Here is an 8,438-nt window from a genome sequence, read left to right as displayed (position 1 = left end):
CGAACAGCGGACTGCTGGACCGGCGACGATTTCGACCTCGAACAGCGCGACGAACCCCATCCATTCGAGTACTACATCCCTCTCACGCCGAGCCCGATCTTGTTCCGAAATCCCCGAAACGAACAACGCAAGACCGAAGCTTTCGGGGCAGATCGGTCCCCTATCAGACCACAGTCCGCACACTCTTGGCGCGCCAGCTCTGTGATCTGCGACAACAGCGGGCTTTGGTAGCCAGGCCATAGCCAGCGGCGCGGGTCAGCCTCGGGACGCGTTGCGGGCGGTGCCGCGATGGGCGGTGACGGTGGCAGGGTCCTCGGGCCAGGCGTGCTTGGGGTAGCGGCCGCGCAGATCGGCCCGGACCTGCGGCCAGCCGGTGCGCCAGAAGGAGGCGAGGTCAGCGGTCACCGCGGCCGGACGGCGCGCCGGGGAGAGCAGATGCAGCACGACCGGGACCCGGCCGCCGGCCAGTCGCGGGGTGTCCGTCCAGCCGAAGATCTCCTGGACTTTTACCGCCAGAACGGGTGGATCCGCGGCATAGTCGAGGCGGATCCGGCTGCCGGAGGGCACTTCGAGCCGTTCCGGCGCGAGCTCGTCGAAGCGGGCGGCCTCCGGCCAGGGCAGCAGGCGGCGCAATGCCCGCTCCGCGTCGATGCGTTCCAGATCGGCGCGGCGGCGGGCGGCGCCGAGCTCCGGGCCGAGCCAGCTGTCGAAGTCGGCGAGCAACCCGGCGTCGTCGACAGCGGGCCAGGGGGCGCCGAGCGTGCGGTGCAGGAAATCCAGTCGCTGCCGCAGCGCGAGCGCGTCGTCGTTCCACCGCAGCAGGTCGAGGGCGAAGCCGCGGCGGACGGCGGCGGCGACCAGCGCCGGATCGGGGTCGCGTAATGGCTGCTCCGACAACACGATCGCGCCCAGGCGCGTCACCCGGCGGGCGACCACGTCGCCGTCGATCCAGTCCACCTCGTCGACGGTGCCGAGCAGATTCGGCGCCGCCCGGCGGGCCAGCTCGGCATCGGCGTTGGCGGCCAGGCGAATTCGGCCTTCGGAGCGACCGGGATCTCGGGCCGCACCGGCAATCGCGAGCCACTCCGCGTCGCCCAGACCCGAACCGGGCGGCAGCATCGCCGCCGTTCCACCTGCCATCAGATAGCTCGTCGAACCCGGCCCGCGACGGCGGGCCAGGCGCTCCGGATAGGCAAGTGCGGCAACATAAGCCGGATCATCCTCACCTACGGAAGCGCCCTGCACCAGCCGGGCGATGCGCTCGACCTCTCGCTTCCAGCGCGCCGGTTGGTCCCGGCGGAGAGATCGGATCGCGGCGACGAGATCGGTTGCGGGCGACAAGGTGTCGTCGTCCAGCAACACCACTACCTCGGCGGCCGCCCGCGCACCCACCACGGGCGCGCCATCGAGCAGCGCACGCGCCAGCCGAGGATGCAGGCCGATCGCTGCCATCCGGCGGCCCCGATCTGTCACCGCCCCATCGGATTCCACCGCCCCCAGCGCACTCAGCACCGCACGCCCCGCGTTCAGGCCACCGGCGGGCGGCGCGTCCCACCACGCCAGCCCCTGCCCATCGGCCGTGCCCCAGCAGGCCAGTTCCAAAGCCAGGCGAGTCAGGTCGGCGGTGCGGATCTCCGGTTCGGGATAGGCCGGCAAAGTCGCGTGCTCGTGCTCGGGCCAGCAGCGCCACGCCTTGCCCGGCGCTTCACGGCCGGCTCGACCCGCCCGCTGCTCGGCCACCGCCGCCGATACCCGGACCGTCGCCAGCCCGGACAGGCCGCGCCGGTGATCGATGCGCGGCACCCGTGCGACCCCCGAATCGACCACCGCTCGCACTCCGGGCACCGTCAGGCTGGATTCGGCGACCGCCGTGGCCAGGACGACCCGCCGCCGCGCACCGGGGCGCAATGCGCTGTCCTGATGCGCGGCTGACAGGCGGCCGTGCAGCGGGACGACATCCACGTCGGCCACACCCGACAACAGGTCCGCGGTGCGGCGGATCTCCGCCGCGCCCGGCAAGAAAACCAGGATGTCACCGTCGGTTTCGGCCAGTGCGCTGCGCGTCGCGCGCGCCACCTGCGCTTCGATCCGCTCCCGCGGTAGCGGCGGCACATAGGCGAATTCGACGGGGAACGCTCGACCGTGCACCTCGAGCACCGGGGCGGGGACCGTGCTCGTCCCACTCTGAGCGACATCTCCGAACCTTGGCTGAGGGTTGTCGCTGGCAGTGGGACTGCGCCCTAATAGAGCAGCCAGCCGGTCTGCGGCGACGGTGGCCGAGGTGGCCAGCACCCGCAGATCCGGACGCAGGCCCGCACGCGCGTCGAGCAGCAGCGCCAGCAGCAGATCGGCATCGAGATGGCGTTCGTGGCATTCGTCCAGTACCACCACGTCCACGCCGGACAGCTCCGGATCGTTCTGTAACCGGCGCACCAGCAGGCCGGAGGTGACGACCTCGATCCGTGTCTTCGGCCCTACCCGGCGATCGCCGCGCACCGAGTAGCCGACGGTGCCCCCGACCTGCTCCCCCAGCAGCGCCGCCATCCGGGCCGCCGCCGCACGGGCAGCCAACCGGCGCGGCTCCGCGACCACGATTCGGCCGCCGGTCGCCGCCGCCAGGGCCAGCGGCACCAATGTGGTCTTTCCCGTACCGGGCGGCGCCACCAGCACCGCGGTGCCCGCGGCGGCCAGCGTCTCGGTGATCCGAGTCAGATGCGGCCGCACGGGCAGGTCGGGAAGTTCGGGCAGGTTCATCACCGATCAGTCTGCCGCGCCCGGTCGGCCCGGCTGCGATCCGGGCAGCTCGCCCGGTCGCGGAGGCGACGGGGACCCGCGCCGCCGGTGCCCGGAACTCAGTCGAAAGGTGAGCGGTCGATGCCGCAGCGGGTGCCGTCCGGCGGCAGCACGCCGGTGAACAGGTACTCCCGTTTGATGCGCTCGGCGCAGGAACTCGGCACGTACATGCTGCTGTGGCCCGCGCCCTCGATCACCACCACGCGCGCCTCGGCCAGCTGGTCGGCGCCGGCGTAGGCGCCGTGCAGCGGGGTCGCGGGGTCGAATCGGCTGTTGAGCACCAGGATCGGTGCGGCGGTGCGGCGATCCCACGGACCGGTGTAGCGGTCGGCGTCGCGGCCCTGCCAGAAAGCGCAAGTGGCGCTGCCGAATACCGGAATGCGCCCGAAGTAGGGCACCCGCAGATCCTCCGAAACCGCTGCGCGGGTGTAGATCTCCGGATCGGTCGGCACGGTGCTGTCGGCGCACTGGATGGCATGGAAGGCCTCGGTGCGGTTGCCGGTGTAGGACGCGCCCTTGGCGATCGGCAGGATGCCGGGCAGCGTGGTGCCCGCGTCGAACAGCTGCTGCAGCAGGCTCGCCAGTTCCGGGTAGGTGGCGGACTGCGAAAGTTCCGCTGCCGCATTGATGATCGCCGAATACGTCCAGGCTTGGCCGTCCAGCCGGATCGGGGATAGTCGAGCCCGCTCGGCGAGCACGATCCACTTCAGCTTCGGCTCCCCGGCGGCGAACGCGCACCGTGGTCCCGCCGCCGAGCACTGCCGCAGGAACGCGTCGAAGGTTTCCGAGATGCCCTGGGCTACATCTTGTCTGGTGTCCAGGGGTACGACGGTGCCCTGTCCCTCGTGGCCGTCGACATTGCCCTCGAAGTCCATCGACCCGTCGAACGCCATGGCTCGCACCCGGCTCGGGAACATGTTCGCGTAGACCGCGCCGACCTGGGTGCCGTAGGAAATGCCGTGGTAGGTCAGTTTCGGGTCGCCCACCGCGCGACGCAGCAGTTCCAGGTCGCGGGCGGTGTTAGCGGTGGAGGCGTGGTCCAGGATCGGACCGGCCTGCTGCTTGCACCGCTCGCCGAATTCCCGGGACCAGTTGTAGAAGGCGGTCTCTTCGCCTGGAGCCGTGGGCATTTCGGGCACCGAGCCGAGGAACGCCAGCTGCTCCTGCACGGTCGAGAAGCACCGCGCCGCCGAGCTGCGCGCCACCGCGCGCGGATCCCAGGACACCAGATCGAACTGCGCGCGCAGCTCGTCGGAGAACAACCACGGCCAGTGCGCGCGCTCGCGCAACCGATCGACGCCGGACGGGCCGGGCCCACCGAAGTTGACGAACAACGTGCCGATACGACGCCCCGGATCGGCGGCCGGCAGCTTGATCACTGCCAGGTCGATCTGCGCGCCGTTGGGCTGGTTGTAGTCCAACGGGACCCGCGCCGAAGCACATTCGAACCCGTCCTGGCAGTCCGACCAGCCCAGCACCGGGGTGTAGGCAGCCGAGGCCAGCGGATCTACATAGGAATCGGCGTCGTTCGCGGCGGCGGGTACCGGCATCCCGAGGACGGCGACTGCCAGCGCCAGAGCCGAGGCGGCGCGCCGGACCCATCGAAACCTGTTGGGTCCCACACGCGCATCCAAACCAGAGCCTCCTGCAACCGAGCGACGAACCGGGTGATCGTGCCATACCCGCGAGATCGGGTGCCACAAACGGAGACCTTGACCACACCCCGGCGCCGGCGCGGCCGGCTACTTGGCGGGGAGCTCGACGCCGGTCGCCGCGGCGATGTCGGCGAACATCCCCTCGGCGGCCTGGATACCGATGCCCGACATCCAGATCTCGTCGTCGACCTCGATTGCCTTGCCGTTCTTCACCGCGGGCAGATCCCGCCAGATCGGGCCCGCGGTGACGCCCTTCTTCTCGGTCTTGTCCGGGTCGTCGATGGTGGCGATGAAGATCAGCTCGGCATCGGCCAGATCGATCTGCTCCGGACTGATCTCCTTCATGATCTTCGCGTCTGGGCCGTCGGCGATCTGGGATTGCGGACGCGCCAGACCGATATCACCGAGCACCACACCGCTGTAGGAATTGCTCATGTACAGCCGGGTGGGTCCGGCCAGGAAGCGGATCACCGAAACCGTCGGCAGCGCACCGTTCTTGGCCTTGATCGCAGCGCCGAGTGCGCGGGCCCGATCCTCGTAGTTCTTCAGGGCCGTCGCGACCTGCTCGTCCAAGCCCAGCGCCTTACCGTGCACCAGTAGGTTGGCTTTCCAAGGGCCACCGGTGGTTTCGGTGAACACGGTCGGCGCGATGCCGCTCAGCTTGTCGTAGATCTTGTCGTGGCGCACCTTCGAGGACAGGATCAGGTCCGGCTTCAAGGAGGCGACGCGTTCCAGATTCGGCTCCAGCAGCGGGCCGACATCGGTCACCCCGTCGGCCTTGTCGCCCAGGTACGCCGGGAATCCGCCGCGCGTCTTGGTGTGCGGCACCACCGCACCGACCGGCTTGATGCCGAGCAGGGTCACCGAGTCGAGCTCGGCGGTGTCGAGCACCACCACCCGCTTGGGCGCCTTCGGGATCGTCACCTGACCCTTCACGGTGTCCAGGGTGCGCGGGAAGGCGCCCTGCGCGACCGCGGCGGCGCCGGAATCGGTTGCGGCGGAGTCACTTCCGCAGGCAGTCAGGCCGGAGAGGCCGAGGCCGGCCGCGATCAGCGCGACGCCGAGGCGGCCGAATCCGGGCAGGCGAAATCGTCGGGTGGACATGATTCGTCCTCATTTCTGGTTGGGGTTCGGGGCAACCGCTCAGACACGAGCGGCGGTGTGCCGGGCTGCTCTGCTACGCGGAACGACCAGCGGGGTCCCGGTTTCCGGGTCGGGTATCACCAGGGCGTCGACACCGAACACGGTGCGCACCAAGTCCGCGTCGAGCACCTTCGCGGGCGGACCGGCCGCGGCCAGGCGGCCGTCGTGCAGGACCACCAGGTGATCGGCGTAGCGGGCGGCCTGGCCGAGGTCGTGCAGCACCATGACCACGGTGCGCCCGGCTTCGGCATGCAGATCGGCGACCAGGTCGAGCACGTCGAGCTGATGGCGCAGGTCCAGGAAGGTGGTCGGCTCGTCGAGCAGCAACACCTCGGTGTCCTGCGCCAAAGCCATTGCGATCCAAGCTCTTTGGCGCTGGCCGCCGGAGAGCTGGTCCACCTGTTGAGCGCGCAGCTCGGTGGTGCCGGTGCGGCGCAACGCGTCCTCGACCGCGGCCTGGTCCACGGGCGACCACGGTCGCAGCAATCGCTGATGCGGATACCGGCCCAGCCGTACCAGCGCCTCGACGGTGATCGCCTCCGGCGTGATCGGCTGCTGCGGCAGCAATCCCAGCCGCAACGCCAGCGCCCGCGCCGGCATCCGGTGAATATCGGCGCCGTCGAGGGTGACCGTCCCGCCGGACGGCCGCAGCAGCCGGGTCAGCCCGCGCAACAGTGTGGACTTCCCGCAGGCGTTCGGGCCGACGATCGCGGTCACCGCGCCGCCGGGCAGCTCCAGATCCAGGCCGTCGATCACGGCGCGATCGCCGTAGCGCAGGCCGAGGTCCCGCGCGGCCAATTCGTTGGGGCTCATGCGGTTCTCCGATTGACCGGGCTGCTCTCCCGCAGCATCAAATACAACAACCACGGCGCGCCGATGGTGGCGGTGAGGATGCCGACCGGCAGTCCCTCGACCGGAAGCAGGTGCTGTACCACCTGATCGCAGCCCACCAGCAGCACCGCACCCGCCAGGCCGGTGACCGCGAGGGTCGCCGCGGTCGGCGGACCGACCAGCAGCCGCACCAGCTGCGGCACGGCCAGCGCCACGAACGCGATCGGCCCGGTGAGTGCCGCCGCCAGCGCGGCCAGCGCCACCGTCGTCACCAGCAGCTGCAACCGCGCCGAGGACACCGAGATGCCGAGCGTGCCGGCCGACTCGTCGCCCAGATCCAGCACGGCGAGCTTCCGGTATTGCAGGAACAGCAATCCCAGCACCAGCGCCGACGCGACGGCGGCGCCCTGCACTTCGGGCCAGGTGCGCCCGTAGAGCGAACCCGCGGTCCACTGCTCCGCCGCGCCCGCCAGCTCCCGGGGGAACCGCACCACGATCAAGTTCACCGCGGCCGCCAGACCCGCCTGCACCGCCAGACCGACCAGCACCAGCCGCGTCACCGGAAACCCGGCCCGCCAGCCGATCGCCGCGAGCAGCAGCACCGCGAGGAAGCCACCGGCCAACGCCCCCACCGGGATCAGCGCTTGACTCGCTCCGATAGCGAGCACCACCACCGCACCCAGCGAGGCGCCGCCGGTCACGCCCATCACGTCGGGCGAGGCCAGCGGATTGCGGAAAAGTCGTTGCAGCACAGCGCCCGACGCGGCCAGGCCCGCACCGGCAAGGACACCCGCGATCAGCCGCGGGGCCCGGAACTCCTGCACGATGTACACCTCGCCGGGGTCGCCCGACCCGAACGCGGCGCGTAGCGCAGTCATCGCCGACATCTGGACTTCGCCGACAGTCAGGGCAATCGTCGCCAGTACCACCAGCGCGGCGGCGCACAGCACGCCGACGAGCAGGGTCCGCCTCGCACGCACGTTGTTCATCACACCTCCCGGCGGCGGGCGAGCAGGGCCAGCAGCGGCGCACCGAGGAACGCGCTGATGATGCCGACCTCCAGCTCCCCGGGCCGGGCGATGACGCGGCCCACGATGTCCGCGCCGAGCAACAGCAGCGGCCCGGCGATCAGGCAGCCCGGCAGGATTCGGCGCTGGTCGTTGCCGAGCACCAACCGCACCAGATGCGGCGCGGCCAGACCGATGAACGCGATCGGCCCGGCGACGGCGACCGCCGAACCGGCCAGCAGCACCACCGACACCATGCCCGCCAAACGAATCCGGGCCACCGGCAAACCGAGTGACACGGCCGCCTCGTCACCGAGGGCAAGAGTATTGAGCGCGGGCGCGATCGCCAGCCCGGCCACCGCACCGAGGGCGAAGGTGGGCAACATCGGAGTCAACACGTCGAAATCGCGCCCGGCGATCGACCCGGCGATCCAGAAGCGCGCCTCGTCGAGGGTGCGCTCGCTGAACAACAGCACCGCCGAGGTCCAGGAGACCAGCACCAGGTGCAGCACCGTGCCGCCGAGAACCAGTCGCGTCGGGTCCAGATCTCCGGCCCGGCGACCCAGCGTCAGGGTGAACAGCGCGGCCCCGGCGGCGCCGGCGAAGGCGAACCACACGAACTGGACCGGATGTGCGAGGTGCAACGCGAAAATCGCCACGACCACCGCGAAACTCGCGCCCGCGTTGATCCCCATCGTGGTCGGCGCGGCCAGCGGATTGCGCGTCACACCCTGGAGCACCGCGCCGGCCAGCCCGAGGGCCGCACCGACCACGAGACCAACGATCGTGCGTGGCAGCCGCAAGCCCGTGACGGCCATCGCGTCGCGCCCCTGCGCATCGCCCAGCAGCGCGTCGACCACGGTGCCCAGGGGCACCGAACGCGCCCCGAAAGCCAGGCTCAGCAGGCAGACCAGCAGCAGCGCAGCAAACGCCAGGAGCAGCACCGGTATTCGGTACCGCATCGAGGGCCCGCGGGCCGTGTCTACCGATGCCATGGACGGAGAGTATA

6 protein-coding genes are annotated in these 8,438 nt (G+C 70.6%); all 6 read right to left on the bottom strand.

Annotated elements, in window-relative coordinates; genetic code table 11:
* Window positions 1-255: 255 nt before the first annotated feature.
* The 6 genes from hrpB to IBX22_RS32850 all read right to left on the bottom strand — a co-directional run bounded on the left by hrpB (window position 256) and on the right by IBX22_RS32850 (window position 8,424).
* Window positions 256-2,754 (bottom strand): ATP-dependent helicase HrpB, encoded by a 2,499-nt coding sequence (gene hrpB / locus IBX22_RS32875; protein ID WP_194819697.1) that lies wholly within the window; start codon window positions 2,752-2,754, stop codon window positions 256-258.
* A gap of 98 nt (window positions 2,755-2,852) precedes the next feature.
* Complete coding sequence (locus tag IBX22_RS32870; RefSeq protein WP_309234886.1) at window positions 2,853-4,415, bottom strand: alpha/beta hydrolase; 1,563 nt, start codon at window positions 4,413-4,415, stop codon at window positions 2,853-2,855.
* A 120-nt stretch (window positions 4,416-4,535) separates the two neighbouring features.
* On the bottom strand, window positions 4,536-5,552 hold the full coding sequence (locus IBX22_RS32865; RefSeq protein ID WP_194819696.1) for an ABC transporter substrate-binding protein: 1,017 nt from the start codon (window positions 5,550-5,552) through the stop codon (window positions 4,536-4,538).
* Between the two features lie 39 nt (window positions 5,553-5,591).
* A complete protein-coding gene (locus IBX22_RS32860; RefSeq protein ID WP_194819695.1) occupies window positions 5,592-6,404 on the bottom strand; it encodes an ABC transporter ATP-binding protein in 813 nt (270 codons plus the stop codon).
* Window positions 6,401-7,411, bottom strand: a complete 1,011-nt coding sequence (locus IBX22_RS32855) for an iron chelate uptake ABC transporter family permease subunit (RefSeq protein ID WP_194819694.1) — start codon at window positions 7,409-7,411, stop codon at window positions 6,401-6,403. Before IBX22_RS32855 ends, IBX22_RS32860 begins: the two co-directional genes overlap by 4 nt.
* Window positions 7,411-8,424 (bottom strand): iron ABC transporter permease, encoded by a 1,014-nt coding sequence (locus IBX22_RS32850; protein WP_228539986.1) that lies wholly within the window; start codon window positions 8,422-8,424, stop codon window positions 7,411-7,413. The genes IBX22_RS32855 and IBX22_RS32850 overlap by 1 nt, the downstream gene beginning before the upstream one ends.
* Window positions 8,425-8,438 lie beyond the last annotated feature (14 nt).

Source organism: Nocardia sp. XZ_19_385 (genome assembly GCF_015355755.1).
Taxonomy (GTDB): domain Bacteria; phylum Actinomycetota; class Actinomycetes; order Mycobacteriales; family Mycobacteriaceae; genus Nocardia.
This window is presented reverse-complemented; position numbering and strand designations above follow the sequence as displayed.

Excerpts from the sequence above, each read along its gene's own strand:
- hrpB (WP_194819697.1), bottom strand. The coding sequence starts at position 2,754 with ATGAACCTGCCCGAACTTCCCGACCTGCCCGTGCGGCCGCATCTGACT.
- IBX22_RS32865 (WP_194819696.1), bottom strand. The coding sequence starts at position 5,552 with ATGTCCACCCGACGATTTCGCCTGCCCGGATTCGGCCGCCTCGGCGTC.
- IBX22_RS32860 (WP_194819695.1), bottom strand. The coding sequence starts at position 6,404 with ATGAGCCCCAACGAATTGGCCGCGCGGGACCTCGGCCTGCGCTACGGC.
- IBX22_RS32855 (WP_194819694.1), bottom strand. The coding sequence starts at position 7,411 with ATGAACAACGTGCGTGCGAGGCGGACCCTGCTCGTCGGCGTGCTGTGC.
- IBX22_RS32850 (WP_228539986.1), bottom strand. The coding sequence starts at position 8,424 with ATGGCATCGGTAGACACGGCCCGCGGGCCCTCGATGCGGTACCGAATA.